At 68.8% G+C, this 26,268-nt stretch carries 31 protein-coding genes, 1 tRNA gene and 1 other RNA gene; 13 read left to right on the top strand and 20 right to left on the bottom strand.

What is annotated here, in order from left to right; all coding sequences use genetic code 11:
- Positions 1-140: 140 nt before the first annotated feature.
- Together otsB and otsA are read right to left on the bottom strand one after the other, a co-directional pair.
- Entirely contained in the window at positions 141-914 is a 774-nt protein-coding gene (gene otsB, locus NQ151_RS02860; protein ID WP_257508688.1) for a trehalose-phosphatase, read from the bottom strand.
- A complete protein-coding gene (gene otsA / locus NQ151_RS02865) occupies positions 911-2,326 on the bottom strand; it encodes an alpha,alpha-trehalose-phosphate synthase (UDP-forming) (RefSeq protein WP_257508687.1) in 1,416 nt (471 codons plus the stop codon). The genes otsB and otsA overlap by 4 nt, the downstream gene beginning before the upstream one ends.
- Before the next feature lie 132 nt (positions 2,327-2,458).
- Here otsA and NQ151_RS02870 point away from each other — a divergent pair, with 132 nt between their 5' ends.
- Positions 2,459-2,719: a hypothetical protein gene (locus NQ151_RS02870; protein ID WP_257508686.1), complete on the top strand. Its 261-nt coding sequence runs from the start codon at positions 2,459-2,461 to the stop codon at positions 2,717-2,719.
- 50 nt (positions 2,720-2,769) lie between these two features.
- Here NQ151_RS02870 and NQ151_RS02875 read toward each other — a convergent pair whose 3' ends face one another.
- The 3 genes from NQ151_RS02875 to NQ151_RS02885 are packed head-to-tail and all read right to left on the bottom strand — an operon-like array spanning position 2,770 to position 5,385.
- Positions 2,770-3,954 carry an acetyl-CoA C-acetyltransferase gene (locus NQ151_RS02875; RefSeq protein WP_257526945.1) on the bottom strand — a complete coding sequence of 395 codons (1,185 nt, stop codon included), beginning with the start codon at positions 3,952-3,954 and terminating at the stop codon, positions 2,770-2,772.
- The gene (locus NQ151_RS02880; protein ID WP_257508684.1) at positions 3,951-4,604 is read right to left on the bottom strand and encodes a CoA transferase subunit B; all 654 of its coding nucleotides are present in this window, start codon (positions 4,602-4,604) and stop codon (positions 3,951-3,953) included. The genes NQ151_RS02875 and NQ151_RS02880 overlap by 4 nt, the downstream gene beginning before the upstream one ends.
- Before the next feature lie 4 nt (positions 4,605-4,608).
- Complete coding sequence (locus NQ151_RS02885) at positions 4,609-5,385, bottom strand: CoA transferase subunit A (protein WP_257508683.1); 777 nt, start codon at positions 5,383-5,385, stop codon at positions 4,609-4,611.
- A gap of 105 nt (positions 5,386-5,490) precedes the next feature.
- Between NQ151_RS02885 and NQ151_RS02890 the strand changes: the two genes are divergently transcribed.
- The gene (locus NQ151_RS02890) at positions 5,491-6,282 is read left to right on the top strand and encodes an IclR family transcriptional regulator (RefSeq protein WP_257526946.1); all 792 of its coding nucleotides are present in this window, start codon (positions 5,491-5,493) and stop codon (positions 6,280-6,282) included.
- Positions 6,283-6,502: 220 nt separating this feature from the next.
- Here the strand turns inward: NQ151_RS02890 and NQ151_RS02895 are convergent.
- Positions 6,503-6,575, bottom strand: a tRNA-Lys gene (locus tag NQ151_RS02895).
- Positions 6,576-6,668: 93 nt separating this feature from the next.
- Between NQ151_RS02895 and NQ151_RS02900 the strand changes: the two genes are divergently transcribed.
- The 3 genes from NQ151_RS02900 (at position 6,669) to NQ151_RS02910 (ending at position 8,368) form a co-directional block, all read left to right on the top strand.
- Positions 6,669-7,496, top strand: coding sequence for an inositol monophosphatase family protein (locus tag NQ151_RS02900; RefSeq protein WP_257508681.1), 828 nt, complete (start codon positions 6,669-6,671; stop codon positions 7,494-7,496).
- A 24-nt stretch (positions 7,497-7,520) separates the two neighbouring features.
- Positions 7,521-8,105, top strand: a complete 585-nt coding sequence (locus NQ151_RS02905) for a hypothetical protein (RefSeq protein WP_257508680.1) — start codon at positions 7,521-7,523, stop codon at positions 8,103-8,105.
- A gap of 98 nt (positions 8,106-8,203) precedes the next feature.
- A complete protein-coding gene (locus tag NQ151_RS02910) occupies positions 8,204-8,368 on the top strand; it encodes a hypothetical protein (RefSeq protein WP_257508679.1) in 165 nt (54 codons plus the stop codon).
- 61 nt (positions 8,369-8,429) lie between these two features.
- Here NQ151_RS02910 and NQ151_RS02915 read toward each other — a convergent pair whose 3' ends face one another.
- The gene (locus NQ151_RS02915) at positions 8,430-9,191 is read right to left on the bottom strand and encodes a DUF4352 domain-containing protein (RefSeq protein ID WP_257526947.1); all 762 of its coding nucleotides are present in this window, start codon (positions 9,189-9,191) and stop codon (positions 8,430-8,432) included.
- A 314-nt stretch (positions 9,192-9,505) separates the two neighbouring features.
- Between NQ151_RS02915 and NQ151_RS02920 the strand changes: the two genes are divergently transcribed.
- Positions 9,506-10,627: an SDR family oxidoreductase gene (locus tag NQ151_RS02920; RefSeq protein WP_257527811.1), complete on the top strand. Its 1,122-nt coding sequence runs from the start codon at positions 9,506-9,508 to the stop codon at positions 10,625-10,627.
- Between the two features lie 21 nt (positions 10,628-10,648).
- On the opposite strand, the gene NQ151_RS02925 is transcribed toward NQ151_RS02920, so the two are convergent.
- Entirely contained in the window at positions 10,649-11,320 is a 672-nt protein-coding gene (locus tag NQ151_RS02925; protein ID WP_257508677.1) for a DUF1345 domain-containing protein, read from the bottom strand.
- Between the two features lie 74 nt (positions 11,321-11,394).
- On the opposite strand from NQ151_RS02925, the gene NQ151_RS02930 reads away from it, so the two are divergent.
- The 3 genes from NQ151_RS02930 (at position 11,395) to NQ151_RS02940 (ending at position 13,332) form a co-directional block, all read left to right on the top strand.
- The gene (locus NQ151_RS02930) at positions 11,395-12,168 is read left to right on the top strand and encodes a DUF427 domain-containing protein (protein WP_257526948.1); all 774 of its coding nucleotides are present in this window, start codon (positions 11,395-11,397) and stop codon (positions 12,166-12,168) included.
- 127 nt (positions 12,169-12,295) lie between these two features.
- A complete protein-coding gene (locus tag NQ151_RS02935) occupies positions 12,296-12,994 on the top strand; it encodes a hypothetical protein (RefSeq protein WP_257508675.1) in 699 nt (232 codons plus the stop codon).
- Positions 12,995-13,053: 59 nt separating this feature from the next.
- The gene (locus NQ151_RS02940) at positions 13,054-13,332 is read left to right on the top strand and encodes a hypothetical protein (protein ID WP_257526949.1); all 279 of its coding nucleotides are present in this window, start codon (positions 13,054-13,056) and stop codon (positions 13,330-13,332) included.
- 51 nt (positions 13,333-13,383) lie between these two features.
- On the opposite strand, the gene NQ151_RS02945 is transcribed toward NQ151_RS02940, so the two are convergent.
- A complete protein-coding gene (locus tag NQ151_RS02945) occupies positions 13,384-14,298 on the bottom strand; it encodes a GmrSD restriction endonuclease domain-containing protein (protein ID WP_257526951.1) in 915 nt (304 codons plus the stop codon).
- Positions 14,299-14,654: 356 nt separating this feature from the next.
- Complete coding sequence (locus tag NQ151_RS02950) at positions 14,655-15,485, bottom strand: alpha/beta fold hydrolase (RefSeq protein WP_257526952.1); 831 nt, start codon at positions 15,483-15,485, stop codon at positions 14,655-14,657.
- Between the two features lie 98 nt (positions 15,486-15,583).
- Between NQ151_RS02950 and NQ151_RS02955 the strand changes: the two genes are divergently transcribed.
- A complete protein-coding gene (locus NQ151_RS02955; RefSeq protein WP_257526953.1) occupies positions 15,584-16,093 on the top strand; it encodes a TetR/AcrR family transcriptional regulator in 510 nt (169 codons plus the stop codon).
- Between the two features lie 214 nt (positions 16,094-16,307).
- On the opposite strand, the gene ssrA is transcribed toward NQ151_RS02955, so the two are convergent.
- Both ssrA and NQ151_RS02965 read right to left on the bottom strand, forming a co-directional pair.
- Positions 16,308-16,677: a transfer-messenger RNA gene (gene ssrA / locus NQ151_RS02960) on the bottom strand.
- Positions 16,678-16,795: 118 nt separating this feature from the next.
- Entirely contained in the window at positions 16,796-17,011 is a 216-nt protein-coding gene (locus tag NQ151_RS02965; RefSeq protein ID WP_257508668.1) for a tautomerase family protein, read from the bottom strand.
- 127 nt (positions 17,012-17,138) lie between these two features.
- On the opposite strand from NQ151_RS02965, the gene NQ151_RS02970 reads away from it, so the two are divergent.
- A complete protein-coding gene (locus NQ151_RS02970; protein ID WP_257508667.1) occupies positions 17,139-17,798 on the top strand; it encodes an SIMPL domain-containing protein in 660 nt (219 codons plus the stop codon).
- 6 nt (positions 17,799-17,804) lie between these two features.
- Here NQ151_RS02970 and smpB read toward each other — a convergent pair whose 3' ends face one another.
- The 8 genes from smpB to prfB form a co-directional block, all read right to left on the bottom strand.
- Positions 17,805-18,281 carry an SsrA-binding protein SmpB gene (smpB, locus tag NQ151_RS02975; protein WP_257508666.1) on the bottom strand — a complete coding sequence of 159 codons (477 nt, stop codon included), beginning with the start codon at positions 18,279-18,281 and terminating at the stop codon, positions 17,805-17,807.
- Positions 18,282-18,361: 80 nt separating this feature from the next.
- The gene (gene ftsX, locus NQ151_RS02980) at positions 18,362-19,276 is read right to left on the bottom strand and encodes a permease-like cell division protein FtsX (RefSeq protein ID WP_257508665.1); all 915 of its coding nucleotides are present in this window, start codon (positions 19,274-19,276) and stop codon (positions 18,362-18,364) included.
- Positions 19,273-20,415 (bottom strand): cell division ATP-binding protein FtsE, encoded by a 1,143-nt coding sequence (gene ftsE, locus NQ151_RS02985; protein WP_257508664.1) that lies wholly within the window; start codon positions 20,413-20,415, stop codon positions 19,273-19,275. Before ftsE ends, ftsX begins: the two co-directional genes overlap by 4 nt.
- A 73-nt stretch (positions 20,416-20,488) precedes the next feature.
- On the bottom strand, positions 20,489-21,280 hold the full coding sequence (locus NQ151_RS02990) for an anti-sigma factor (protein WP_257526954.1): 792 nt from the start codon (positions 21,278-21,280) through the stop codon (positions 20,489-20,491).
- Entirely contained in the window at positions 21,267-21,857 is a 591-nt protein-coding gene (locus tag NQ151_RS02995) for an RNA polymerase sigma factor (RefSeq protein WP_257508662.1), read from the bottom strand. Before NQ151_RS02995 ends, NQ151_RS02990 begins: the two co-directional genes overlap by 14 nt.
- A complete protein-coding gene (locus NQ151_RS03000) occupies positions 21,854-22,498 on the bottom strand; it encodes a sortase domain-containing protein (protein ID WP_257526956.1) in 645 nt (214 codons plus the stop codon). Before NQ151_RS03000 ends, NQ151_RS02995 begins: the two co-directional genes overlap by 4 nt.
- Positions 22,498-23,322 (bottom strand): DUF4397 domain-containing protein, encoded by an 825-nt coding sequence (locus NQ151_RS03005; RefSeq protein WP_257526957.1) that lies wholly within the window; start codon positions 23,320-23,322, stop codon positions 22,498-22,500. The genes NQ151_RS03000 and NQ151_RS03005 overlap by 1 nt, the downstream gene beginning before the upstream one ends.
- A gap of 109 nt (positions 23,323-23,431) precedes the next feature.
- Positions 23,432-24,541 (bottom strand): peptide chain release factor 2, encoded by a 1,110-nt coding sequence (gene prfB, locus NQ151_RS03010; protein ID WP_257508659.1) that lies wholly within the window; start codon positions 24,539-24,541, stop codon positions 23,432-23,434.
- A gap of 26 nt (positions 24,542-24,567) precedes the next feature.
- Here prfB and NQ151_RS03015 point away from each other — a divergent pair, with 26 nt between their 5' ends.
- Positions 24,568-25,839, top strand: coding sequence for an MFS transporter (locus NQ151_RS03015; RefSeq protein WP_257527812.1), 1,272 nt, complete (start codon positions 24,568-24,570; stop codon positions 25,837-25,839).
- A complete protein-coding gene (locus tag NQ151_RS03020) occupies positions 25,836-26,165 on the top strand; it encodes a hypothetical protein (protein WP_257508658.1) in 330 nt (109 codons plus the stop codon). Before NQ151_RS03015 ends, NQ151_RS03020 begins: the two co-directional genes overlap by 4 nt.
- Positions 26,166-26,268: the final 103 nt, after the last annotated feature.

Here is a 26,268-nt window from a genome sequence, read left to right on the forward strand (position 1 = left end):
ATTCGCGCTGCTGCACACCGTCGGCGGGACCGTGGCCGTCCCGGCCGGCGGAGGGTGGATGCCGCCGCCCCATGCTCCCCTGTCGAATATGGGGGTCGTGGGGCCCGATTCGTGACAGGCGAGCTGGGTGGGGGTGGCGGCTACCGGGCGGCGCGGAGCTCGGCGATGCGGTTCAGCAAGCCCGCGAACTCGGTGATGTCGGCGACGGTGACGCTCGCAGCGGTGTCCCCCGCGCCGACGCGCACGCCGAGGTCGCCCTCGCCGAGGCTCCGCAGCGCGTCCTCGTCGGTCACGTCGTCGCCGGCGAACAGCACCGCGGTCGCGCCGGTGCGCTCGCGCAGTACGGCCACCGCCGTGTCCTTGCCCTCGTGACGGAACGCGTATTCGACGATGTCCCGCCCGGTGCGCCGGCGCCACGCGGATGCCTCGGTGCGCACCAACTCGTCGACGATGCGATTGGCCTCGGCCGCCGCCGCCGGATCGGCCCGACGCGTGTGCACACCGAGTCCGAAGGTCTTCGGCTCGATCCAGACGCCGTCCAGCTCGGCCGTAGCCTGCTCGGCATGCGCGCGCAGCCGGTCGCGCAGAGCGACGTCGGCCGAGTCATCCTCGGGCTCGCGCGCGCCGATTCCCGGCTCCCAGAACTCCGCCCCGTGCGAACCGGCCAGCCACAGCGCGGAGTCATCGTCGTGCTCCGCGATCAGCCGCAGATCCACCAGGCTGCGCCCGGACACCAGCGCGACGATCGTGTCGGGCAGCGCCGCGAGGGCCTCGACCGCGTCACGGGCGACCGGCAGCATGCGCGATTGCATCGGGTCGTCCTGCAGCGGGGACAGCGTGCCGTCGAAGTCCAGTGCCACGAGCAGCCGTGGCGTCGTCGCGACCGCGGCGATCTTCTCGTCCAGGGCGGTCACGAGCGCGCCCTCCGCACCGCGTCGAGCGCCTCAAGGAACTCCCGCGACCAGTCCTTCACGTCGTGGTCGCGCACCTTCTTGCGCAGCGCCCGCATGCGCCGACCCTGCTCGGCGGCCGGCATCTCCACGGCACGCACGATGGCATCCTTCATCCCCTCGATGTCGTGGGGGTTGATGCGCAGCGCCATACCCAGCTCGTCCGCGGCGCCGGCGAACTCGCTCAGTACCAGCACGCCGCGATTGTCGATGCGGGATGCCACGTACTCCTTGGCCACGAGGTTCATGCCGTCACGCAGCGCGGTGACGAGCATGACGTCCGCCGCCAAGTACAGCGCGACCATCTCTTCCCGCGGGAACGACTGGTGCAGGTACCGGATGGCGGTGTGGTGCATCGTGTCGTAGTCGCCGTTGATGCGCCCGACGGTCTGCTCGATCTCGTCACGCAGCTGCACATACGCCCCGACCCGCTCGCGGCTGGGACTGGCCACCTGCACCAGGGTCACGTCCTCCACGGCCAGCTTGCCGTCCTCGAGGAGCTCGCCGAACGCCTTCAAACGATGCTGGATGCCTTTGGTGTAGTCAAGACGATCGACCCCCAGGAGCACCTTCTTCGGGTTGCCGAGGCTCTCGCGGATCTCGGCGGCCCGGGCGCGGATGTCGGGGCGCTGGGCGAGCTGAACGTAGTCGTCGACATCGATCGAGATCGGGAACGCCTTGGCCAGCGCCAGGCGCTCGCCCCCTTCCTCGGTCGGCACCCGGATGCCACTGGCCTTGGTGTCATAGCGCAGCTGGCGCCGCACCGCGCGGGCGAAGTTGCTGGCGTCCGCGACGCGCTGGAAGCCGATGACGTCGGCGCCGAGCAGACCCTCCAGCACCTGGCGCCGCCAGGGCAACTGCGAGTACAAGCCGTATGCAGGGAAGGGAATGTGGTGGAAGTATCCGATAACCAGGTCCGGACGCAGCTCCCGCAGCATCTTCGGGACCAGCTGCAGCTGGTAGTCCTGCACCCACACGGTGGCGCCGTCGGCGGCGGCAGCCGCTGCGGCCTCGGCGAAGCGCCGGTTCACCCGCACGTAGGCCTGCCACCACTCGCGGCGATACCGGGGCGCGGCGATCACGTCGTGGTACAGCGGCCAGATGGTGTCGTTCGAGAAGCCTTCGTAGTACAGCTCCACGTCTTCCGCGCTGAGCGCGACGGGGACCAGCTGCATGCCGTCGAACTCGAAAGGCTCGACCTCCAGGTCCGCCTGACCCGGCCAGCCCACCCAGGCGCCGTCGGCGCGACGCATGACGGGTGCGAGTGCGGTGACCAGGCCACCGGGCGAGGGCCGCCACTGCTCCTCACCGTCCCCGTTTGCCGCTCGGTCGACCGGCAGACGATTGGCGACGACGACGAAATCGGCAGTTCCCATGGGTGTTCCTCCGTACAGCAGGCGGGGGCTCCAGGCTATCGCGCGACCTGCATAGCTCCCCCGGGGTTGCGCGGATGCCCGCCGTCTGTCAAGACCGAGTCAAGAGACGGTTCGGCGCGCTAACGTGGCCACATGCGCGCCTATCTCTTCGGTTCCGGACTGCTCACCGCCATCACCGGCGGCATCACGCTGCTGCGCGGGTTGCGCAGCGAGGAGTCCTTCACGTGGCGTACTGCTCTGGCGTGGCTGAGCTGGGCGATTTCGCTGTCGCTGGCGATCGGCGTCATCGTCGACACGCGTCGGGCCAAGCGTGGGCACATCATCCCCGGCGACTCCCCGGTCAAGGGCAAGGAGCAGAAGCTCATGAAGAAGCGCCTCAAGAAGTCGGCCTGACGCCCGACTCCCGGCCCTCTTCTCAGCCGCCGAGCCTGCGCGGGTGAGGGTCAGCGCGTGAGGATCAGCGCGTCGCCCTGACCACCGCCGCCGCACAGAGCCACCGCGGCGGTCCCGCTGCCGCGGCGGATCAGTTCGTGCACCGCGTGCACGACCAGGCGGTTGCCGCTGGCACCGATCGGATGCCCGATGGCGATGCCGCCGCCGTGGATGTTCACGACGCTCTCGTCCAACCCGAGCTCCGCCTGCGACTGCGCGACGACGGCGCCGAACGCCTCGTTGATCTCGACGACATCGAGATCGGATGCTGCGATGCCCTGCTTGCCCAGCGCCTGCTCGATCGCGCGCGCGGGTTGGGCGTGCAGCGAATTGTCGGGGCCGGCGACCTGACCCGACGCGCCGACGACCGCCAGCACCTCCCAGCCCTGATCGTCGGCGTGGCTGCGGGTGGTGAGCACGACCGCCGACGCGCCGTCGGAGATCTGCGACGCGTTGCCGGCCGTAATCGTTCCGTCTTTCGTGAACGCCGGTCGGAGGCCCGCAAGCGTCTCGACCGTCGTGTCGGGGCGCACACCCTCATCGCGCGTCAGCACGATCGGGTCGCCCTTGCGCTGCGGCACGTGCACGGGGACGATCTCGTCGTCGAAGACGCCGGCATCCTGCGCCGCCGCAGCCCGCTGGTGCGACAGCGCCGCGACGTGGTCCTGCGCCTCCCGCGTGATGCCGAGGGGGCCGTTGTGCCGCTCGGTGGACGCTCCCATGCTCTCGCGGTCGTAGGCGTCGGTCAGCCCGTCGTGGGCCATGTGGTCGAGCACCTCGACGCTGCCGTAGGTCCACCCGTCGCGGGAACCGGTGAGCAGGTGCGGGGCACGCGTCATCGATTCCATCCCGGCGGCCACCACGACCAGGGCGTCGCCGGTGAGGATCATCCGCTTCGCGTCGATGACCGCCGACAGCCCCGAGAGGCACACCTTGTTGACCGAGGCTGCCGGAACGTCCCAGCCCAGGCCCGCGCCGATCGCGGCCTGGCGCGCCGGGTTCTGCCCCGCCCCGGCAGGTAGCACCTGTCCCACGAGCACCGCGTCGACGGCATCGGCGGGAATGCCGCCCCGCTCGAGCGCGCCGCGAATGGCGAGGGCACCCAGTTCCGGGGCGCTGAATGAGGCCAGCTGGCCCTTCAGCCGGCCCTGCGGCGTGCGGGCAGCGGCGACGATGACGACATCTTCGTAGTTCATGTTTCCACCATAAGAGTCTCGGGAATGCGCAGCGCCGGTTCGGTCGCCGCGATGATCTGGTCGACGGTGACGCCGGGGGCGGTCTCGACGAGCACGAGACCGTCGTCGGTCACGTCGATCACCCCCAGGTCGGTGATGATGCGGTCCACGACCCCTCGACCGGTAAGCGGCAGAGAGCACTCCTCGACGATCTTCGGGGAGCCGTCACGGGCCACGTGTTCCATCAGCACGATCACGCGGGCTGCGCCGTGCACGAGGTCCATGGCACCACCTGGGCCCTTGACCATCTTTCCCGGGATCATCCAGTTGGCCAGGTCTCCGGTGCGCGACACCTGCATGGCCCCTAGGATCGCCGCGTCGATCTTGCCGCCGCGGATCATGCCGAAACTCGTCGCGGAGTCGAAGTACGCCGCACCCGGCAGCACGGTGACGGTCTCTTTGCCCGCGTTGATCAGGTCGGGGTCGACGTTATCCTCGGTCGGATAAGGCCCGACCCCGAGGATGCCGTTCTCGGACTGCAGCACGACGGTGACGCCGTGCGGCACGTGGTTGGGAACGAGGGTGGGGAGGCCAATGCCGAGGTTGACGTAGGCGCCGTCGGTCAGCTCGCGGGCTGCGCGCGCCGCCATCTCATCGCGGGTCAGAGCCACCGGGTCACTTCCCTTCCGTCGAGCGCACGGTGCGACGCTCGATGCGCTTCGCTATGTCGGTGCCGACCTCGATGATGCGGTGCACGTAGATGCCGGGCAGATGCACGGCATCCGGATCGAGCTCCCCCGGTGCCACGAGCCGCTCTACCTGCGCGATGCAGACCCGCCCGGCCATCGCCGCGAGCGGGTTGAAGTTGCGGGCGGCCTTGTTGAAGATCAGGTTGCCGTGCGTATCGCCGTACGCCGCGTGCACAAGCGCGAAGTCGGTGACGATCGCCTCCTCGAGCACGTAGGGAAGCGACTGTCCCGACGTGTCGAAGGTGCGCACGTCCTTGGCCGGCGAGGCGATCGCCACACCGCCGGCGCCGTCGTAACGCCGCGGCAGACCGCCTTCGGCGACCTGCGTGCCGACCCCGGTCTGGGTGTAGAACGCGGCAATGCCCGCACCGCCGGCCCGCAGCTTTTCGGCAAGCGTGCCCTGCGGGGTCAGCTCGAGCTCGAGCTCGCCGCTGAGGAACTGCCGCTCGAACTCCTTGTTCTCCCCCACGTAGGACGAGGTCATCTTGCGGATGCGCTTGGCGCTCAGCAGCACGCCGAGGCCCCAATCGTCCACGCCGCAGTTGTTCGACACGACCGACAGGTCGCGGGTGCCCTGGGCCAGGAGCGCCTCGATGAGGGCAATCGGGTTGCCGGACAGCCCGAACCCGCCGACGGCCAGCGAAGCGCCGTCCGGGATGTCGGCGACGGCCTCGGCCGCCGACGGATAGGTCTTGTCGATCACGCTCACTCCTTCGTGCGCAGCAGTGATGCCAGCCTGGGTCTCCGGCTGCCGGAGGGGCAACCGTGGCCTTGCGATGTGGACGCATCCCGCCGTAGCGTCCACTATGTGGACAATTCGACCCGCGGCCCCGTGGCCGGCGCCCAAACAGTGGCACGTGCGGCGCGGCTGCTGCGCCTGGTGACCTCAGCAGGACCGGGTGGCGCCGGGCTGCAGCAACTCGCGACCGACGCGGGACTCTCCCGCACTACGGCGCACCGGCTGCTGAGCGCGCTGCGCGCCGAGGGACTGGTGGACCAGGACTCGCCGTCGGCCAGATGGATGCCGGGCCCCGAGTTGTTCCTCATGGGCACCGTGGCGGCCGCTCGCTACGACATCACGGAGCTGGCCCGCGACATCGTGCGCTCCCTCGCGGTCAAGACCGAGGAGAGCGCGTTCCTCTCGGTGCGCCGCGGCGACGAGACGGTGTGCCTGCTGCGTGAGGAGGGGGCCTTCCCCATCCGTTCCTTCGTGCTGAGCGAAGGCGTGCGGTTCCCGCTGGGCGTGGCATCCGCGGGGCTGGCCATCCTCGCGTTCCTCCCCGACGACGACGTGGAGTCGTACCTGGCGCGGCATCCGGAGATCGTGAAGCGCTTCGGCTCCCGGCACTCCGCCGCCGCGATGCGCACCCGGCTCGCCGACACTCGCGACCGCGGCTACGCGGTCAACCCGGGCCTGATCGTCGAGGGCTCCTGGGGCATGGGCGCCGCGGTGTTCGACCGCGCGGGCCGCCCGGAATGGGCGCTGAGCCTCACTGGCGTGGAGTTCCGGTTCTCACCGGACCGACTGCCCGCGCTCGGGCGCACGCTGCTGGCCCACGCACATCAGCTGTCGTCGCGCATCGCCGCGGCCCGCGCCTGACGCGTTCGCAGACGCGTTTCGAGCGTAGGAAATGGGGCGAGCGTAGGACGGATGCCGCAGGAAAATTCCTACCTTCGGCACATCTCCTACGCTCGGCGCGGGGCGGCAATTCGCACGGAGGAATTTCACGCGCTCGTGCATCCCGGGCGTGGCGAATGCGGCATCTCGGCCGGAAAAACGAGAGGCCCCGCACACTGGCGAGAGTGTACGAGGCCTTTCGTGCACCCCCTGGGACTTGAACCCAGAACCCACTGATTAAGAGTCAGTTGCTCTGCCGATTGAGCTAGAGGTGCGTGATTTCGGACTTGCCGAACCGAGGGACAACGTTACCATCACGAGACCGCGGATCGCCAATCGACGTGGACCGGCCCCGCTATCGTGGTGTCGTGCCCACCTCTCCCCCGTCGCCCTGGTCAGCACCGTTCGATGGGGATCTGGGTGACGACCTCGCGCTCGCGCTGCGCCTGGCCGATGCCGCCGACGCCGTGTCCATGGGGCGTTTCGACGCCGCCGACCTCGACGTGCAGCTGAAGGCGGATGCCTCGCACGTCACCGAAGCCGATCTCGCGACCGAGCGCGCGATCCGCGCCATCCTCGAGAATGAGCGACCCGGCGATGGCATCTTCGGTGAGGAGTTCGGCTCCAGCGGGGATGCCGCGCGGCAGTGGATCATCGACCCGATCGACGGCACCGCGAACTATCTCAAGGGCATCCCGATGTGGACGACCCTCATCGCCCTCGCTGTGGACGGCGTGCCGCGCATAGGCGTGGCCAGCCAGCCTGCGCTCGGACGCCGATGGTGGGGCGCGACCGGCCTGGGTGCGTGGACGAACACACCGGGCGGCGAACCGCGCCGTCTCGCCGTGTCACGCATCGACTCGATCGCCGAAGCGAGCGCCAGCTTCCAGAGCATCTCGCAGTGGGACGACGCCGGTCACCTCGATGACGTCGTGCGTCTGTCCCGCGCGGTGTGGCGTGACCGCGGCTACGGCGACACCTGGCCCTACATGCTTCTGGCAGAGGGCCGCCTCGAATTCGTCGCCGAATTCGACGTCAAGGAATACGACATCGCCGCACTCGTGCCGATCATCTCCGAAGCCGGCGGGCGCTTCACCTCCTTCGACGGGACCGACTCGATCGGCGAGCGCTCAGCCGTGGCGACCAACGGCATCCTCCACGACGACTTCCTTCGCCTGCTGCACTCCCCCTCCTGACCGACGACCCCGACGGAACGACAGATGCCCTCGCCGCACCACCGCCCTGCCGCCGCCGCGCTGCTCTTCGCCGTCGCCCTCGCGCTCACCGCATGTGCCACACCCGAAGTGACCGAACCCCGCGCCAGCCCCGCGCCGACCGCGGGCTCGGCCGATACCGCACCGGCGACTCCCGCGCCCGAGCCGGCCGAGACGGCCGAGCCCGTCGTCGATCCGACGTGCACGACGATCATCGCCGCCACGACGGTCGCCGACTTCGAAGAGCTCGGCTGGACACACCGCGAGGAGCCGTTCCGCATTGGGGAGATGGACGTGCCCGACGGCATCCAGTGCTCCTGGGCGGATTTCGCGGTGCCGGGTGGACCGGCGCAGATCTTCGGGTGGGCGCCGATCGAGGATGCTCTCGCCAAGGACGCGCAGACCGAGCTGCTGGCCGCAGATTGGCTGCGCGAGAACGGCGACGAGGGCGTTTACGTCACCGAGAACCCCGAGATGGCGCTGACGACCGACGCCGAGGGGTACGGCATGACATACCTGTTCGGCGACGGCTGGGTGACCCTCGCCGACACCAAGCAGAGCCTGCTGCTGATCGAGCGCCCGCAGGGCTAACCGCGCTGTATGACTCCTCACGGCTGGGTTGTCAATCGGGATGCCCGAGCGCCGTTCGCCACGTAAGTTGGACGGTCCGACGGAGGGAGACTCAGATGATGAGCGACGCATCGGGCCAGCAGAGCCCGGAAGAAGAAGACGGCACCACCAAGCCTGACGGCCTCGGCAAGGACGGCACCATTCCCGCCCACCCCGACGGCGTTGCCGCGGGTGTCACCGATGAGGCATCGACGTTCGAGCCGGAAGAAGACGAGCAGGCCTAGGCGCGAGCCACAGAGCGCGAAAACCCCCGGCACTCAAACAGCGCCGGGGGTTTCGTGTCTGTCACTGGGTCGCGACGAACTCTGGGTCGGCCATCAGCCCGGGCGTCACGGCGATGGCACCGTCCGAGGCGGTCTCGGTCGGTGCTACCAGCACGATGTTGCCGGTGGCGGATCCACCCTGCTGCAGGACCGTGACGCGGTCAAGCTCGTCAGGGATGAGAAGCAAGGGGGGCGGGGTGACCTCGCCCGAGGCGGCGACGTAGTCGAAAGACACGAATCCGGGCATCTCCCCATCGGGAGCATCGCCGACGTAGGTCGTGGTGACGTTCACGAGGATGTACTCGTAGCCGGGCTCGGGCTCCCCGTTGAACGCGTTCTCTGCCAGGACGACATCGGTCTGCGCCAGCGAGACGCTGTTGACGGTGACTTCCCAATCCTCCGAGGTCACCGTGCTGCCCAGGGGCAGCAGCTCGACGGGGCCTGTCTCAGATGATGCCGGCGGCTCCTGGGCCTCTTCCTGGGCCTGCTCCTCGATCGAATCGAACAGCTCCCCGGTCTCGTCCACGAATACGTTACCGACGGCGAACGTGATCGCTGTGACGAGCGCGACGAAGCCGACGATGCTGCCGACGATGGAAACGATGAGCCCGGCGATACCGAGACCCTTGCCCTGGCCCTTACGGAACAGCGACACGATCGCGAGCACGAACCCGGTAAGAAGCAACATGCCGGCAGGAATCATCGCACCCCAGCCCTGCATCAGGGAGGAGCAGGCAAGCACGAAACCGAGCCCGCCCGCGATCACGGAGATCAGGCCGAGCACGTTGAGCGGCTTCCCGGCGGCGGCAGGCGGCCCCTGGCGGGGCGGGACGGGCGGATACCCCTGCGCGGGCGGATACCCCTGCGCGGGCGGATAGGAAGCGGCGTACGGGTATCCGGCCGGCGGAGAAGGATGCTGGGGGGTCGGTGCCGGCTCGCCGGGCACACGAGCCTCCCCAGAGGCTCAGGTGTAGTCATTCGCTCATCCTGGCAGTGAGTGCGACGGGCCCCCCGCACCCGCCGCCCCCCGTTGCGACCGATACGGGCGACACGCCTGCAAGGCGGAATGAATCCCCACCCATGACGTTGCGGTCCCTGATGACTTCCCCCGGCAAGACCCCGTCCCACCCGCTAGACCTCGATTCGTCCGTCTCGCAGCGCAGCGCGCTCGTGGTGGGTGCCACCGGCATCGGGGGGTCTGCCCTCGTCGATCTGCTTGTCGAGCAGGGCTGGCCTGTCACCGCACTGTCACGGCGGCCCCTCGCTGACCGCCCCGGTGTGCGCGCGCTCTCCGCAGACCTGCGCTCAGCCGCCGCTCTAGCCGATGCCCTCGCCGAGGAGAAGCCGACGCACGTCTTCTTCACCGCGTGGTCGCGGCAGGACACCGAGGAGCAAAACATCGCTGTCAACGGCGGCATGGTGCGTGACCTGTTCGCCGCCCTCTCGCACGCGCCGGTGCAGCACGCCGCGCTCGTCACCGGCCTCAAGCACTATCTCGGACCCTTCGAGGCGTACGGCCAGGGCAACATGCCCGACACTCCGTTCCACGAGGAGGAGGCGCGGCTGGATGCCCCCAACTTCTACTACGCGCAGGAGGACGAACTGTTCGCCGCTGCGGAGCGCGACGGGTTCGCCTGGTCGGTGCACCGCTCGCACACTGTGATCGGGTACGCCGTCGGCAACGCGATGAACATGGGCCTGACCCTCGCCGTCTACGCGTCGATCTGCCGGCACCTGGGCACACCGTTCGTCTTCCCCGGTTCACTCACGCAGTGGAACGGGCTGACCGATATGACGGATGCCACCGTGCTCGCCGACCAGATGCTCTGGGCCGCGACATCGGATGCCGGCCGTGACGAGGCCTTCAACGTCGTCAACGGCGACGTGTTCCGGTGGCGCTGGATGTGGACGCGCCTGGCCGAGTACTTCGGTGTCGAGCCGGTCGGTCCCGACGCCGAGCCGCAGCCGCTCGAGCGGCAGATGGCCGCCGCGCAGGACGTGTGGACGCAGATCGCCCGTGAGCACGACCTCGCAGAGTCCGACCTCGGCCGCATCGCGTCGTGGTGGCACACCGACGCCGACCTCGGGCGCGAGATCGAGGTCGTGACCGACATCAGCAAGTCGCGGCTGGCCGGGTTCGGCGTGCATCACCGCACGGTCGACTCGTTCACCGAGCTGTTCGACCGCTACCGCGCCGCTCGGCTCATCCCGGGCGCGTAGTCGTAGTCGTACCGCCCCGACTCAGCCCAGAAACAGCACGGTGATCAGCAGCGCGATGATGAAGGTGCTGAACGCGAAGGAGATGTAGGTCTGGCCCGTCACCACTGCACGGGAACGCGTGGTGAGGATCGTGACGTCCGACGAGGAGAAGGTCGTCGCGATCTGCGCGGCCAGGTAGTAGTAGTCCGTGAACACCGGACCCACCGCCTTGCCGGGGAACTCGACGGCATCCTCGACCGCGTTCAGCCGCGCGTAGTGCACGGCGTACGTCGACACCGTCACCAGCCAGGCGCTCAGCACCACGAAGACGCTGAGCGCGTTGGCCAGCGGGCTGCTGATGAGCCCAGGCAGCACGATCACCAGACCCACGGATGCCGTGGCGAGGATAGACCACTGCACATTCACCGTCGGCATCCTGCCCGCCTCCGGCGTGGTCGCGACGAGCCAGCCGCGCAACGTTTTGGCATCCACTCGTCCGAAGACCCAATGGGTCAGGATCAACCACACCAGGGAGTAGGCGATCCAGAACACGAAGACGGTGAGGGCGACCGTGTCGACGGTGAACCGCACCGGAACGGCGAGCGAATAGGCGACGACTGCAAGTACCGCCACCGGAACGGCGGTGGCGAGGGCGCAGAGGTTTCGGCGTGGGTCGACTGCGAGCCACGGAACACCGGTTGCCGGCGGCGTCATGCGGCGATCGTATCCAAGTCCCACCGGCGGCGACCCGCCTTTCGCCGATCGGATGCCGGGAGGACGATGTGCACATGGCTACCGCGATGGACGACTGGTCGTTGTTGCACTTGGGGTCGCTGCGCTGGGCGGATCCGCGGCGCCGCGTTCGGGCCCGGGTATCGGGTGAAACGATCGTCGACTCGATGAATGCACGCCTCGTGTGGGAGCCGCACCGGGTGGTGCCCTCGTACGCCGTCCCCGTTGCCGACATCCACGCGCCACTGATCGAGCCGCGCGCGGTCGCACCCATGCCGCCGCCGCGGCCGTGGCTCGATCCCGGCAACGCGTTCGCAATCCACACCACGTCAGGTAGCGCCTGGACGATCCCCACGCGCGGCGACCCCTTGGTCGACGCGGCATTCACTACGGACGACGCCGACCTCACCGGGTTCGCGATCATCGACTGGGCGGCGTTCGACGAGTGGCTCGAAGAGGAAGAGACCGTCTTCGGGCATCCACACGATCCGTTCCAGCGGATCGACTGCCTGATGTCGGATCGCCACGTCGTGGTGTCCGTTGGCGATCGCGTTCTCGCGGACTCGCGACGCCCGACGCTGTTGCTGGAGACGCATCTGCCGACGCGCTACTACCTCCCCCGCGCCGACGTGGATATGGACCTACTCGAGCCGAGCCCCACGCACACCGTCTGCGCGTACAAGGGGCAGGCGTCGTACTTCTCCGCACGCATCGGCGACGAGCTGATCCGGGATGCCGCGTGGACGTATCCGCACCCGCTGCACGATGGCGCGCCGGTGCGCGACCAGCTCTGTTTCTACGACGACCGCGTGACCGTCACGGTGGGCTGATCGAGGCCACCTCCCCCTCGCCCCGTTGGTTGAGTAGGCGCGAAGCGCCGTATCGAAACCCGGCGCCACTGCAGGGACCCGACCTTTTTTGCTTGCGGCGCAGACCGCGTTCGGCCAGGCTCGGCGCATGCACACAGCCGGCGTCTTACCTCCCGACGCGCCGAACCCGCGGGACGAGATCGAGGCGCGGGTGCGGGCCCTGCACTTTCCGGTGTTCGGGTTGCGCCCGCAGCCATCGATTGAGGATTGGGGCGCGGTGGGAATCGGCGAGATGAGCGACTCGCGGGTGACCTCGCAGGTAGAGGTGAGCATCGGGTACACGCTGTGGCGGCAGCCGGACGACCGAGCAGACCCGCGCAACCTCGCCGACCTGGACGAGCAGACGCTGGCCGCGCTCGATGTGGACCCGCCGTGGCCGCGTCCGGAGTGGCTGGTCGAAGCCGCGCACCGCATGCGCTTCCCCCAGGTCTGGTCAGCCGTGCGGACGACGTGGAACCGCGACCCGTCGGAACTTACGACGCTTCCTTTTCAGCTCGTGCAGCACGCGAACTACATCCTGATGAACGAGTTCCGCGAGGAGCTCGGCTTGGGGCAGGGGCACGAGCGCATCACGAAGACCGGATGGAACGTGTCGGAGTCGGCGGTGAACCCCGCGGCCGCACTCGAGATCGACGGCGTGATGCACGCAGCCATGGAGGTCGACACCGACCCGTTCGTCTACGCGATCGGCGCGGAGATCACTCGCGACGTGGCGGTCACTGTCGCGGTTTCCCGCGAATACCTGCCCCACCTCGAGCTCGCGCTCGCCACCCGCGCTCCCCGTTAGCAGGGAGGCGTCCTGTCAAGCCCCATGCACGCCGCCGTCGCCTCGGAGAAGCTGTCGGCATGACCTCAGACGACAACATGCAGGCGCGCCCAGCTGACGACGATGACCGGGTTGGAATGTCGGCCTCCGACGCGGTCGAGAAGGACATGACCTACAGCCCGTCCAGCGAAGAGGAGACCCGCCGCAAGCAGGAGGACCCGCTCCCCGACACTCTCGACGACGACATCGACACCGAGAACATCAACGTCACGCCGGGTACCGGGGGTCCCGACGATGCGGGCGACGTCGAGGTGGATCCCGCCGACCTGAACATGCCTGGGCGTCCTGCGGAGGACTGAGGACGCGCAGACGGCAGCTCAGTAAGGCGTCGCCGTGTAAGCGCCAGATGCTCAGGCGGCGCAGCCGACGCCGTCGTTGTCTCGGTCCAGGTGTTCGGCAAAACCCGGCTCGCCCCGACGGATGGGCGCAGCTCCGGCCGCCCGCACCGCGTCGCAGTTCGCATAGTGGGTCTCGGCCGGTGCCGGTGGTGGTGCGGGCCCCGACTCCACGGCATCCGGCGCATACGCCGGCGCGAGCGCGGGCTCGTCCGGGCAGCCTTCGAGCACCCGCGCGATCGCGTCGTGCTCTGCCGGTGTCACCCACAGTCCGTAGGTGGCCTTCACCGAGACCTGCCGGGCGACGTACGCGCACCGGTAGCCCTTGTTCGACGGCAACCATGTCGCGGCATCGCTATCGCCCTTCTGGGCGTTGGCGGGACCGTCGACCGCCAGCAGGTTCAGCGGGTCGTTCGCGAAGCGCGCTCGCTCCTCCGGGGTGAGCTGCTGCGCGCCCTTCTGCCAGGCATCTGAGAGCGCCACGACGTGGTCGATCTGCACATCATCCGACGTGTCCTGCCCTCGCAGAAAGGAGATCGTCTCCCCCGTGAAGGGGTCCGCCAGCGTGCCTGTGATCACCTTGCACCCGCCCTCGGTGACTGCCTCGGCCAGATCACGGGCGAGGATGTCGTTGCGGGTGTCGCAGCCGTTGCGGTCGACGTCGAGCCAGCGCTGCCCGAACTCCTCGCGCTCGTACCCGGTTTGCGGGGCGCGCCCCTTGACCTCGAGCGTGGACAGCACAGCGACAGCGGTCTGCCCGGTGGTCGCGGTGGGTTCCGCGATCGTCCCGGTGGGGGCCTCGGAGGGCCAGGTCGCGACGACCTCGTCACCACTGGCAAAGAGCGGTGAGACCAGCAGCCCGACGCCCAGCACGACGGCACCGATCAGCGACCAAGCCCAGGCAGGGAGGCGGCGTTTGCGCTCAGCCACGGGCGGCGTCCACCGGCTTTGTGCCTGTGCCGGTCGGGTCGACGGTCACGCGCGCAGTGAGCACCATTGTGTGCTGATTCCTCCCAGATTCGGTCTCTCAAGCCTAAGCGGGCTGGTGTGCCGGGACTGCCGGAGCGCGAGCGCCCCGGGCCCCGTGGACACGCGACTGAGCGCACCCCGCGAGCCCAAGCAAGCCGACAGCGAGCGGCAGAGGTCGCGCTTATAGCGATGAGCAGTCGACGGACTCGGGCGCTCATGGCGGCCCCAGCACGGTGGTTGCGCAGGCGATCCTGAGGAGCAATGCACTCGGCGAGCCACATCGCGCGGAAAGAATACCGCGCGGTGGGCGCCACCGGCTACGCGCCGGTGGCTGCCCAGAATGTGAGGATCGCCTGCGCAAGTGCAACGGGCTGCTCGAGCGGAATGAGCGTGCGCGCTCGGGTGACTGTGACGGATCTGGCGTGCGGCACGGATGCCGCCGCGCGCACAGCATCCTCGGGGCTCCAGTCTCCCCGGTCATCGGATGCGATGAACAGACTGGGGACGCCGATGTCCGAGAGGCGATCGGTCACGTCGGTTCGATCGATGATGAACGCGCGCAGCGCGTAACTCATGCTGGCTCGCGTGGGTCGGTTGAGACTTTCGACGATCACGTCGCGGATACCCGGAATCGCGGCCGAAGCATCCGTCAACATCGCCGAAATCACTGCCGCGCGTACCGGTCGGATCGCTCCGAAACAGCGCAGGACCGGATGAAGAACGGCGATCTGGCGCCGGAGGTGAGCAGGTATCGGCTCAGTAGGCGCGCTGATCGCAACGAAACTACGGATGATGGAGGGGTCGGTCGCGAGCTGATAGCCGATGTGCCCACCGAATGCGTTGCCCACCCAGTCGACAGGGGTGGTCGCACCGAGCCCGGCGAGGGCGTCCCGCGCGGCATCCGCTGCTTCGGCGATGCTGCTGCGCCGTGTAAGCGCATCGCTGAGACCCAGCCCGGGCGGGTCGATGAGGACGAACTCTCGTTCGGGGGCACCGGCCAGTAACAGGGGTAGCACGACGTCCCAGGTGTGGCTGTCGACGAACATCGATGACCACAGCACGGTCATGTCGCCCGCGCCGACGCGACGAACGGCGAGGGAGCCGAGGCGGGTATCGACACGCTCGGAGCGTTCGGAGGAGGTCTTCATCATTTCACGTTATCATGACTAACATGAAAGCGCGCAAGTACCGGATGTCGGCCCGAGCAGACGCTGCAGAGCTCACGGGTCAGCGGATCATCGATTGCATGCTCGAGCGCCTGCGCACCACCCCATACGAGCGGATCAGACTTGACGACGTCGCCGCGGACGCCGGCGTGACCTCGCAGACGGTGATCCGCCGGTTCGGCAGCAAACCGGTGCTGATGACCACAACCGTCGAACGCGAACTCGGACGCATCACGGCGAAGCGCGAGGCAGCGCTGCGATCCGGCTCAGCTGAGACGATTCGAGCGCTGGTGGAGCACTACGACGAATACGGGCTGCTGATCCTCAAGACCTACTCCGAGGCCTCACTCGTGCCAGGGCTGCCGGACATCGTCGCGCGCGGCAGGGCGTATCACCTTGATTGGTGCCGACGCGCCTTTTCTGAGCACCTTTCGCCGTGCTCCGACGACGCGTCCCGACAGAGGCGGCTCGCCCAGATCGTGTCCATCTGCGACGCGACCACCTGGCGGATCCTGCGATTCGACGGCAACTTGTCCACGGCCCAGACCGAACTCGCGGTCACCGAACTGCTGACCCCGCTTCTGCGCTGAGCGACCTTCGTTTCGCCTCGCTTCGCTGGCTCAACGACCGGAGAGCCGAACCGACAACTAGCGGTTTTCGGACTCGGTTTTCGACCCATTTGGCCCAAAGGTTTGTGGGCGATTTGTGGGCGATTTGGCTTCAGGGCACCTCACCAGCGACGAACGAAGGCCTCGAAACCCGCGTAATTACGCGGCTTTCGAGGCCTTGTTCCGTGACAACGGTTTGTGGAGATGGGGGGAATCGAACCCCCGTCCATCGCTGCGATACTGCGTTTTCTCCGGGCGCAGTCTGTAGAGACGTTCTGCTCGGCTCCGACCTTTGTCACAGACACCTAAGTCGACGAGCCCAGCCTGGGAAAAGTCCCGCGTGACGTCCAGACGCCATCACGCAGCAAGTTCCCTAGATGACACCAGGGTCCGTAGCGGGAACGCCTACGGTCTGATGGAGTTCAGGCTCGCTTATGCAGCGAGGGCGAACTCAGTGCGCTTGGTTTCGGCACTTATTGGTTTTGCAGAGATCGTTAACGAGATAACCCTGCATCCTCGGCCCGCTTCTCGCAGACACCCAGGCGATGTCGAAACCGATCATCCCCGCGTGTCCTTCTCTCGAAGGAACCGTTGTCACACTGTGGAGTTGCCAACCCGGGAGCCGTAGCACCCGAAGCATCTCAGACTACAACGGATGCCGCGCGCTCGCTATTCCGGCCATCGTCAGGACTGCGCGGCCGCCTCGCGTGCGGCCTTCTTGTCGGCGAGCGTAGTCCCGCCGTTGGCCCAGTGGGTGCCCTCCACCTGGGTGACAATCACGCTGACCGCCTCGCGCCTGGCGCCGATCGCGCGCACGGTGGCATCCGTCAGCTCGGTCACGAGCGCGCGGACCTGATCATCGGTGCGACCGGCACCGATGGAGACCTGGATGAGTGGCATGCGTGTTCTCCCGTCCGCACCGCGCGCGCGGTGCCGGTTCAGCCTAGGGACGCGCTCCCTCACGCACCGCCCCATCGCCTGCACGCTGAGACTGACGAACCCGCACGCCCCGCGTAGAGTCACAGCCATGAGCGAGGTCATCATCACCGTCCGCGGCGAGCACGACCGCCGGGTTTCCCCCGAGCGTGCCGTCGTGGCGCTGAGCATCACCGTCGAAGGCCCCGACCGCAGCCAGGTCGTCGAGCGCATCGCCGCCCTCGCCGAGCCGGTCACGGCCGACCTGGCCGCCCGCAAGGATGTCGGCGGCGTGGTGGAGTGGTCCAGCAAGCGCGTATCGGTGTGGTCAGAGCGCCCGTGGAATGAGGGCCGGCGACTGGCCCCCGTCTACCACGCGACCGTCGACATGAGCGCGACCTTCGACGATCCCGCTGCCCTGTCCTGGTGGGTGGGCGAGGTCGCCGAACGCGACGGCGTGCAGATCGGCGACGTCATCTGGCAGCTCACCCGCGAGACGCGGGCGTCGGTAGAGCGCGAGGTGGCATCCGAAGCCGTCGGCGTCGCAGTGGAGCGCGCGACCGCCTACGCGTCTGCGCTGGGACTCGTGGCGGTCACGCCGCTCGAAGTCGCCGACGTGGGCCTTCTCGTCGCACGCCCGGAGCCGGCACCGGCATCCGGAATGATGCGGGCGGCGTTCATGACGGATGCCGCGGGGTCGCCGGGCCTGCAGTTTCAGCCCGACGACATCGTCGTGAGCGCGGCGGTCGAAGCGCGGTTCAGCGCCCGCTGAGCCGGGTCACTCGCCGAGGCGGTTGCGGGAGCGCATGGCGCGCTCCGCCTCGCGCTTGTCTTCGCGCTCGCGGATCGTCTGACGCTTCTCGAACTCGCGCTTGCCCTTCGCGACCGCGATCTCGACCTTGGCGCGGCCGTCGGCGAAGTACAGCTTCAGCGGCACCAGGGTGTAGCCGCCCGCCGAGACGGCGTGCGAGATCTTCACGATCTCGTCCTTGTGCAGCAGCAGCTTGCGGGTGCGCTTGGTGGCGTGATTGGTCCAGTGCCCCTGGGAGTACTCCGGGATGTGCACGGAGTCGAGGAAGGCCTCTCCCCCGTCGATGTACGCGTACCCGTCGGTGAGGTTGGCTCGACCCTGCCGCAACGACTTCACTTCGGTACCGGTGAGCACGATGCCCGCCTCGTACGTCTTCTCGATCGCGTAATCGTGGCGCGCGCGACGATTGGTCGCGATGACCTTCTCCCCGCGTTCCCTGGGCATGATCACTCCTCTGGTAGGCCGCGACGGGCGTGCGGCAGCCCACCAGCATAGCGGGTCGTGGCGCGCCCGCCCGGATCCGGCTACGTGCGCAGCCAGCGGCGGATGGCGAAACCGGCGGAAACCGCGGCGAGCACGACTCCGATGATGATCATGACGGGCAGCACGAGTGCGGCATCCCCCATGTCCACCCACGTGGTGATGAATTCGACCCGGCCGCGCAGGTAGTCGTTGACGCCGATCTGCACCCCCGCGATGATCGCCACGCACGCCAGCAGCGATCCGATGAACGCAGCGAACACACCCTCGAGGATGAACGGGGTCTGGATGAACCGGTTGGACGCACCCACGAGGCGCATGATGCCGAGCTCTCGCCGGCGCGCGAACGCCGACAGCCGGATGGTCGTCGCGATCAGCAGCACCGCGGCGATGAGCATGAGCGCCGCGATCCCCACCGCCAGGTAGGTCGCAACCGTCAGGGCGGAGAACAGCGGATCAAGGTACTGCAGCTGATCGGCCACCTCCTCGACGCCCGTCATCCCGCCGAACGCCTCGATGATCACCTCAGACTGCGTCTGGTCGACGAGGTTGATCCAGAAGGTCTGGTTGAGCTGGTCGGGGGTGACGATGCTGGCGTAGTCCTCGCCCAGCAGATCGATGACGTTCTGGTACGCCTCGTCCTGGGTTTCGAAGCGCACATCGCCGATCAGCGGCGTCAGTGCCGCGCTGTCGAGCTTCTCCTGCACCAGCGCCACCTGTTCCTCGGTGGCGACCCCATCGACGCAGGTGGGCGCTTGCGAGTTGCCGGTGCACATGTAGACGGCAACCTGGGCGCGATCGACCCAGTAGTCCTGCATCTTGCCGATCTGCATCTGCATCAGCATGCCGGCGCCCACGAACGTGAGCGAGACGAACGTGACGAGCACGACGGAGATCACCATCGAGACATTGCGGCGCAGGCCCGACAGGGCCTCGCCGAGAATCAGTCCGATTCTCACGAGGTCGGCCCCACTTCGTCGTCGGAGCGACCGCGCAGGCCCAGCCGGTCGGCCAGGCCCAGCTCGTCCAGCTCCACCGGAGGCAGTTCGATCGTCACCGGGTTGGTTCGGGTGGGCGGCTCGGCCGACTCGGCGGCGGGCTGCTCATCGGGAGCGGATGCCGGTTGCGGCACGGGCGCCGCAGGCTGGGCTGATGCCGGCGGCAACGGCGTCACGACCGGTACGGGCGGCAGCGGCGGCGCCGGGACGGCGGGAGTGCCGTTGGTCGATGGGCCGGCGGATACCGCGGTGTCGAGGCGGGTCGTGGCGACGCGGGACACGGTGGCATCCGTCGCCGCCGGGGTCTCGCCATCGGCGGTGCTGATGATCTCGCGCTGCAGTTCGAGCACTGCGGTGAGGGCGGCGACCGCGGCCGCGCCCCTCTCCTCGGCGGGCATGAGGGTCGGGATCGCAGAGATGTCGCCGTAACCGCCGTGGCGCTCATCGCGCACCATCACGCCGCCGCTGAGCTCGATCACCCGCCGCTGCATGGCGTCGACGAAGCCGGCCTCGTGGGTGGCCATCACCACCGTGGTGCCGCCGGCATTGATGCGGGCCAGCAGCTGCATGATGTCGACGGACGTTGCGGGGTCGAGATTTCCGGTGGGCTCGTCGGCCAGCAGCACCTGAGGGCGGTTCACCAGCGCGCGGGCGATCGCGACGCGCTGCTGCTCACCACCGGACAGCTCATGGGGCAGGCGCTTCTGCTTGCCTTCCAGCCCGACCAGTGCGAGCACCTCGGGCACCGCCTGATGGATGAAAGCGCGGGATGAACCGATCACCTGCAGCGTGAACGCGACGTTTTGGAACACCGTCTTGTTCGGCAGTAGCCGGAAGTCCTGGAAGACCGAGCCGATGTGGCGGCGGAAGTAAGGGACCTTGCGGTTGGACAGCGTCCGCAGGTCGCGGCCGAGCACGACCACACGCCCTTCGCTGGGGCTGTCTTCGCGCAGGATCAACCGAAGGCACGAGGACTTACCCGAGCCGGACGCGCCAACGAGGAACACGAACTCGCCGCGCTGCACCTCGAAGTCGACATCGCTGAGTGCGGGTTTGCTCGTGCCGCGATAGCGCTTCGTGACGTTCTCGAACCGGATCATGACCCGTTGAGCCTATGCGGCGCGCCGCGCGGCGCCGCGAGCGACACTCGCGCGTTGCGGCATCCACCGCGGCTCAGGCAGGTTCGAGGGCGCCGCGCACGATCGAGTCGCCGGAGTGCGCAGGGTCGCCGTCGTCGGCCTCTTGCGAGACGTCGACCAGCGTGAAGCGGTCGAGATCCACGCCGGCCGGCACCTCGAAGGTGCCCTCGCTGCCGTCGAGCACCCCGAGGCTCACCAGATCGGAGCCGTCCGCCGCAATCAGCCACACCTCGCGGTGTCCGTCATCCGGGACGGAGGCATCGAGGGTGACCACCACCTGGGTGCGACCGTCGACATCTTCCAGCAACGCCTCGCCCTGCGCGCCCTCATGATCGGGGAACGCGTCGAGCGTCGCCTCGGCGACGATGGTCGGGGACTGGATGCCGGCATCCTGAGCAACCCACACGCCGGCCACCACGGCCGCGACCGCAACCGTGCCGGCCAGCGCGATCGCCAGCGTGAATCGGCGCCGACGACTGCCGCGCGCAACGCGATGTGCACCGGCTCGCGGCCCCGCGGGGGTCGCCGCGAGCGGGGCCAAGGCCGGCGCATCGGCGAGGTGGTCAGCGGGAGAAGCGGACGCGGCCATCGGCGCTGACCCGGTGAAACCCACTTCAGCGCTGATGGCCTGCCACACGCGCGGCGGTGGAGTGAGCAGGGGTTGCTCTGCGAGCGCACCGCGCGCGGCACCGGCCGCTGCGGCGAAGGCCGCCACCTCGTCGGCGCACTCCGGGCACTGCGCGAGGTGATCGAGTTGCTGCGCGTCGGCGGCATCCGTCTCGCCCATCGCGATGAGGGCGGCCAGTTCGGGGTCAAGGTGCGACATCGGCGGCCTCCAATCGTGTGCGCAGTCTGGACAGGCTTCTTCGGATGTGACTCTTCACCGTACCCAGCGGCATCGCGAGTCGATCGGCGATCTGCGCGTGGGTGAGGTCGTCATAGAACGCGAGCCTGATGACGCTCTGCGCGTCGGGCTCAAGTTGCTCGATCTCCTGGGCGATCATCAGCGAGTCCTCGACATCGACAGTGACCGCGGCCGGGGCGAGCGCTTCGGACGCCACGGCCTGCTCGAGGCGGGCGGCGCGAGAACGGGCCTCGTGGGCGTCGGCGATGCGGCGACGGGCGATCGAGACGAGCCATCCGCCGAGGTTTCCCCGCTCGGGCGCGAAGGCATCGCGCGAGGTCCAGGCCGAGACGAAGGTGCGCTGGGTGACGTCCTCGGCCTCGGCCAGGTCGCCGAGCGATCGCGCGGCGATCGTGTAGACCAGGCGAGCCCAGCGGTCATACATCGCCTTAAGCGCGTCGGGATCGCCGGCGCGGAACCGGCTGGCAAGCTCGCCCTCGTCGTCGATGAGGCTCTCCTTCCGCGCGTCGCGACCGGCGGCACCCACGAGGCTGGTCATGGTGACGCCCGGGCGACGAGCACCACGTTATCGCTGTAGGTGCGAGTCCGCTCGTCGAATTGACCTCCGCAGGTGATGAGAACCAGGCTGCGAGGACCGTTGCGGTCGAACAGCTGGTCGACCGGCAGTTCGGCCCGCGGAATGTAGGTGACGCTCTCGACGGTGTAGCCGCTCACCGCTCCCGCGGCGTCCGTGACCTGCACTGTCTGCCCCCGCTGGGCCTCGCGCAGGCGTGCGAGCGGACCGACGCCGTAGACGCGGGAATCCACGTGCGCCGCCAGCACCGTCGAGCCCGCCGCGTCAGCCGGCGCCGGTCCGAACCGGTACCAGCCGGCGACCGCCGGGTCGGCGGGAATCTCCATAGACCCGTCGTCCTGCACCCCGACCGGCACCACGGGCATGTCGATCTGCAGATCCGCAGAGGTCAGCTGCTGCGGCTCTGCGCTGCGGGGCTGCACCGGCGGCGGGGTCGCCGGGGAGATCGGAACCTGCACCGCCGGCGTCGGCCGTGGCGCCTCGGGGCGCGCCGCCGCGGAGGACGGGGTGGGGTCCCCGCCCTCCGCGTCGGGGGGTGAGCAGGCCGCGAGGGCCAGCACCGCCGTGATGACCACGGCGATGCCGAGCCCGCGCGACATCGTCATCAGCGCCGCTGGGCGGTCGACCTGCGCGCCGCCACAACGGAACCGGCTGCGAGCACGAGCAGCAGGCCGCCGCCCAGCGCTACCGTCCAGATGAGCGGCTGGCTCTCGGCGACCAGGCCCGCGGAGCCGGTGTTCACGCCACCGGGGTTGGAGTGCAGTCCGGTGACCGTCTGCACTGCGAGGGCGAGGTTGCCGTCCTCGGCACTGCCCCACGCGTACGCGATCGTGAGCACGCCCTCCTGCACGTCGACATCGGCCGGGCCGATCACCGGATCGGTGGTTCCCTCCAATGCGACTGCTGCCGACACGACACCGGCGGGAAGGTTGAGGGTCGCCTCTTCGGGGTTGACCAGGCCGGTGACCACCGCAGCGCCGTTCGCGAGGACGTCCACCGCGGGGGCGGCGGCGACATGGCGCACGGTCAGCCGGCCGTCACCGGGAGCGGTCGGCGAGATGTCGTTGGTGAACAGGTTCGCCGTGGGCTCCCCGTCGGCATCCAGGTTCGCCACCGCGGTGTAGCTCTTGCCTGCCTCGAGGGTGAGGGTGATCGGACCGAGCACCGGGGCGGAGGCGTCTGCGGCATCCGTCGCCGTCAGTGCGACCTCGTAGTCGCCTGCCGGGAGGTCGAGCGGGCCGGCAAGACTGCCCGGCTGGAAGTCGTCGAGGGTCAGATCGCCGTTGACGTAGACGTCAACGGGAGTGTCGGGGATGCCGTGCAGCACGGACAGGTCCGCACTGCTGTCCGAGATGGCGTGTGCCGGGGCGAACGCGGCGAAGGCGGCGACGGCGCCGATCACCACGCCCGCTGAGAGTGTCTTACGCACGAGGAACTCCTTCTGTGTGGCGCGACCTTTTCGCGCGTTACAGAGGTATTCCGGGGCAGCGGACCGTTTGGATGCAGGAGGGCGGAGAATTTTCTCAGCCCCGCCCGGCTCAGTCTTCGATCTTGCGCTTGCGCCAGCGGATGCCGGCCGCGATCAGGCCATCGAGGTCACCGTCGAACACGGCCGCGGGGTTTCCCACCTCGTAGCCGGTGCGCAGGTCCTTGACGAGCTGCTGACCGTAGAGGAAGTACGACCGCATCTGGTCGCCCCAGCTCGCGGTGATCGTGCCGGCGAGCTCCTTCTTCTTGGCATGCTCTTCTTCGCGCTTGAGCAGCAGGAGGCGCGTCTGCAGCACCCGCATTGCGACGGCGCGGTTCTGGATCTGGCTCTTCTCGTTCTGCATCGACACGACGATGCCGGTCGGAAGGTGGGTGATGCGCACGGCGGAGTCGGTGGTGTTGACCGACTGGCCGCCGGGGCCCGACGAGCGGAACACGTCGACGCGGATGTCACTCTCGGGGACGTCCACTTCCTTGGCTTCTTCCATCACCGGGATGACCTCGACGGCGGCGAAGCTGGTCTGGCGCTTGTCGGCGGAGCCGAACGGGCTGATGCGCGCCAGGCGGTGGGTGCCGGCCTCGACCGACAGCGTGCCGTAGGCGTAGGGCGCGTCGACCTCGAAGGTCGCCGACTTGATCCCCGCGCCTTCGGCGTAGGAGATGTCGAGCACCTTCACGGGGTACTTGTGGCGCTCGGCCCAGCGCAGGTACATGCGCATGAGCATCTCGGCGAAGTCGGTGGCGTCGTCGCCGCCGGCGCCGGAGCGGATCGTCACGACGGCGCCGCGGTCGTCGTACTCGCCGTCGAGGAGCGTCTGCACCTCCAGCTGGCCGATGACGTCCTGCAGTTCAGCGAGTTCCTTGCGGGCCTCTTCGGCGGAGTCCTCGTCGTCCATCTCGAGGGCGAGCTCGGCGAGCACCTCGAGGTCGTCGAGCTTGCGCTCGATGTCGGTGACGCGTTTGAGCTCCGTCTGACGGTGACTGAGCGCGCTGGTGACCTGCTGCGCCTTGTCGACGTCGTCCCAGAGGTTCGGAGCACCGGCCTCCTCGGAGAGGCGGGCGATCTCGGCGGTCAGCGACTCGACGTCCACCACCGACTCGATATCGGAGAAAGTGGAGCGCAGCGCCTGTATCTCGGCGGAAAGATCGAATTCAAGCATGACAGTTCAGACTAACCTGGATGCCGATGGCTGACGGCGAAGACGAGATCCCCATCGCCCGCGCGCTGTGGCGATTCGCCCCCATGATCTACGGGCCGACCGTGCTGTTCGCGCTCGGTGAGGGCGCGGTGATCCCGTTGCTGCCGATCATCGCTGCCGGGCTCGGCGCCGATCTGCCGACCGCAGCACTCGTGGCATCCGCCCTGGTCGTCGGCCAGTTGTGCGGCAACATCCCCGCCGGATGGGCGGTCGCGCGGCTGGGTGAACGCCTCACCATGACCATCGCCGGCACCGTGGCGATCGGCGGTGTGGCGGGACTGCTCGCCTCCCCCAGCCTGCCGGTGCTGGCGGCATCCGTCTTCCTCATCGGGTTCTGCGCGGCAGCGTTCGGCCTGGCGCGGCACTCGTTCATGACCACGCGGGTGCCGCTGGCGTTCCGGGCGCGGGCGCTGTCGCTGCTGGGGGGAACGTTCCGCCTCGGGATGTTCATCGGCCCGTTCGTGGCCGCGGGTCTGCTCGCGCTGTTCGGCGACCCGCATTCGGCCATCTGGTTCTTCGGCGGGTGCCTCGTGGCCACCGTGCTGCTGGTGCTGCTCGGACCCGACCCTGAGACCGTCGTCATCGTCCCCGGTGCGGACACACGCGACGCCGAGGACACCGGCGAGGCCGTGACCGGATCCATCCCCGTGCAGCAGCGTGCCGGCGTCTTCCGCACGATGTGGCGAAACCGCGGCGTGCTGTCGCGGCTGGGGCTCGCGGCGGCATCGCTATCGGCGATGCGCTCGGCCCGCCAGGTGGTGCTGCCGCTGTGGGGTGTGTCGATCGGGCTGGACGCGCAGACCATCGCGCTCATCGTCGGAATCTCGGGCGCGATCGATTTCGCGCTGTTCTACGCCAGCGGCCAGGTGATGGACCGGTTCGGGCGCCTCTGGGCGGCGCTGCCGGCCATGGTGCTGATGGGCGCGGGGTTCCTCGCCCTGTCCGTCACGCACGACCTGGAGCAGGCAGCGGTGTGGTTCGCGATGTTCGCCGCCGTGCTGGGCGTGGGCAATGGGCTCTCCAGTGGCATCCTGCTGACCCTCGGCGCCGACACCGCGCCGAAGGACGACCCGGCGCCCTATCTCGGATCCTGGCGCACGCTGACGGATGCCGGCGGCGCGGCGGCACCGCTCATCGTCTCGGCCCTCGCGACCTTCTCACTCTCGGTCGCCGCCGGCGCGATGGGAATGCTCGGGCTGCTCGGTGCGTACGCGTTCCTGCGCTGGGTCCCCCGGTTCGTCCCGCGGGAGCGCGCGTGAGCGACGGCGTGGTGCGGTTCTGCCGCAGCCGTAGCAACGACCGCCGGTGCACCCGGCCGCTGGAGCACCCGGGGCTGCACCGGCACCGCACGATCATGTGGTCGGATGCCACTGCCGACCCCGCCCGCTGCGCGGGATCCGGCGAGGTCGGCACCCCCGTCGCCGCCATGCCCGAAGGGTACCCGCACGGCCGCGCGCTGTGCCGTCGGTGCTTCACGTTCGTGCCGCTTGTCGACGAGCGGCTGGCTGAACACGATGCGGCCCCGGCGGACGAGAGCGATGCCGAGATCGCCGCCCGGCGGGCGTGGTTCAACACCCTGGGCTGACGCCTCGCGACCGCGGGCCCTCACGCCTTTGCGCGCCTACCGTACGTCCGCGGTCGAATGCAAACGGTTCCGCCCGCGACGGCCGAGCGGCCAGAATCGCCGG

Origin of the sequence: Microbacterium sp. zg-YB36, assembly GCF_024623575.2 — a bacterium.
In the GTDB taxonomy this organism is placed as follows: domain Bacteria; phylum Actinomycetota; class Actinomycetes; order Actinomycetales; family Microbacteriaceae; genus Microbacterium.

Coding starts and splice junctions, on each gene's coding strand:
- NQ151_RS02950 (WP_257526952.1), bottom strand. CDS start 15,485: ATGAAGACCTCCTCCGAACGCTCCGAGCGTGTCGATACCCGCCTCGGC.
- NQ151_RS02930 (WP_257526948.1), top strand. CDS start 11,395: ATGGCTACCGCGATGGACGACTGGTCGTTGTTGCACTTGGGGTCGCTG.
- smpB (WP_257508666.1), bottom strand. CDS start 18,281: ATGCCCAGGGAACGCGGGGAGAAGGTCATCGCGACCAATCGTCGCGCG.
- NQ151_RS02995 (WP_257508662.1), bottom strand. CDS start 21,857: ATGACCAGCCTCGTGGGTGCCGCCGGTCGCGACGCGCGGAAGGAGAGC.
- NQ151_RS02955 (WP_257526953.1), top strand. CDS start 15,584: ATGCTCGAGCGCCTGCGCACCACCCCATACGAGCGGATCAGACTTGAC.
- NQ151_RS02925 (WP_257508677.1), bottom strand. CDS start 11,320: ATGACGCCGCCGGCAACCGGTGTTCCGTGGCTCGCAGTCGACCCACGC.
- NQ151_RS02990 (WP_257526954.1), bottom strand. CDS start 21,280: ATGTCGCACCTTGACCCCGAACTGGCCGCCCTCATCGCGATGGGCGAG.
- NQ151_RS02875 (WP_257526945.1), bottom strand. CDS start 3,954: ATGAACTACGAAGATGTCGTCATCGTCGCCGCTGCCCGCACGCCGCAG.
- NQ151_RS02905 (WP_257508680.1), top strand. CDS start 7,521: ATGCCCTCGCCGCACCACCGCCCTGCCGCCGCCGCGCTGCTCTTCGCC.
- otsA (WP_257508687.1), bottom strand. CDS start 2,326: ATGGGAACTGCCGATTTCGTCGTCGTCGCCAATCGTCTGCCGGTCGAC.
- NQ151_RS03015 (WP_257527812.1), top strand. CDS start 24,568: ATGGCTGACGGCGAAGACGAGATCCCCATCGCCCGCGCGCTGTGGCGA.
- NQ151_RS02935 (WP_257508675.1), top strand. CDS start 12,296: ATGCACACAGCCGGCGTCTTACCTCCCGACGCGCCGAACCCGCGGGAC.
- NQ151_RS02965 (WP_257508668.1), bottom strand. CDS start 17,011: ATGCCACTCATCCAGGTCTCCATCGGTGCCGGTCGCACCGATGATCAG.
- ftsE (WP_257508664.1), bottom strand. CDS start 20,415: ATGATCCGGTTCGAGAACGTCACGAAGCGCTATCGCGGCACGAGCAAA.
- NQ151_RS02970 (WP_257508667.1), top strand. CDS start 17,139: ATGAGCGAGGTCATCATCACCGTCCGCGGCGAGCACGACCGCCGGGTT.
- NQ151_RS02920 (WP_257527811.1), top strand. CDS start 9,506: ATGACTTCCCCCGGCAAGACCCCGTCCCACCCGCTAGACCTCGATTCG.
- NQ151_RS02910 (WP_257508679.1), top strand. CDS start 8,204: ATGAGCGACGCATCGGGCCAGCAGAGCCCGGAAGAAGAAGACGGCACC.
- NQ151_RS02940 (WP_257526949.1), top strand. CDS start 13,054: ATGACCTCAGACGACAACATGCAGGCGCGCCCAGCTGACGACGATGAC.
- prfB (WP_257508659.1), bottom strand. CDS start 24,541: ATGCTTGAATTCGATCTTTCCGCCGAGATACAGGCGCTGCGCTCCACT.
- NQ151_RS03000 (WP_257526956.1), bottom strand. CDS start 22,498: ATGACGATGTCGCGCGGGCTCGGCATCGCCGTGGTCATCACGGCGGTG.
- NQ151_RS02870 (WP_257508686.1), top strand. CDS start 2,459: ATGCGCGCCTATCTCTTCGGTTCCGGACTGCTCACCGCCATCACCGGC.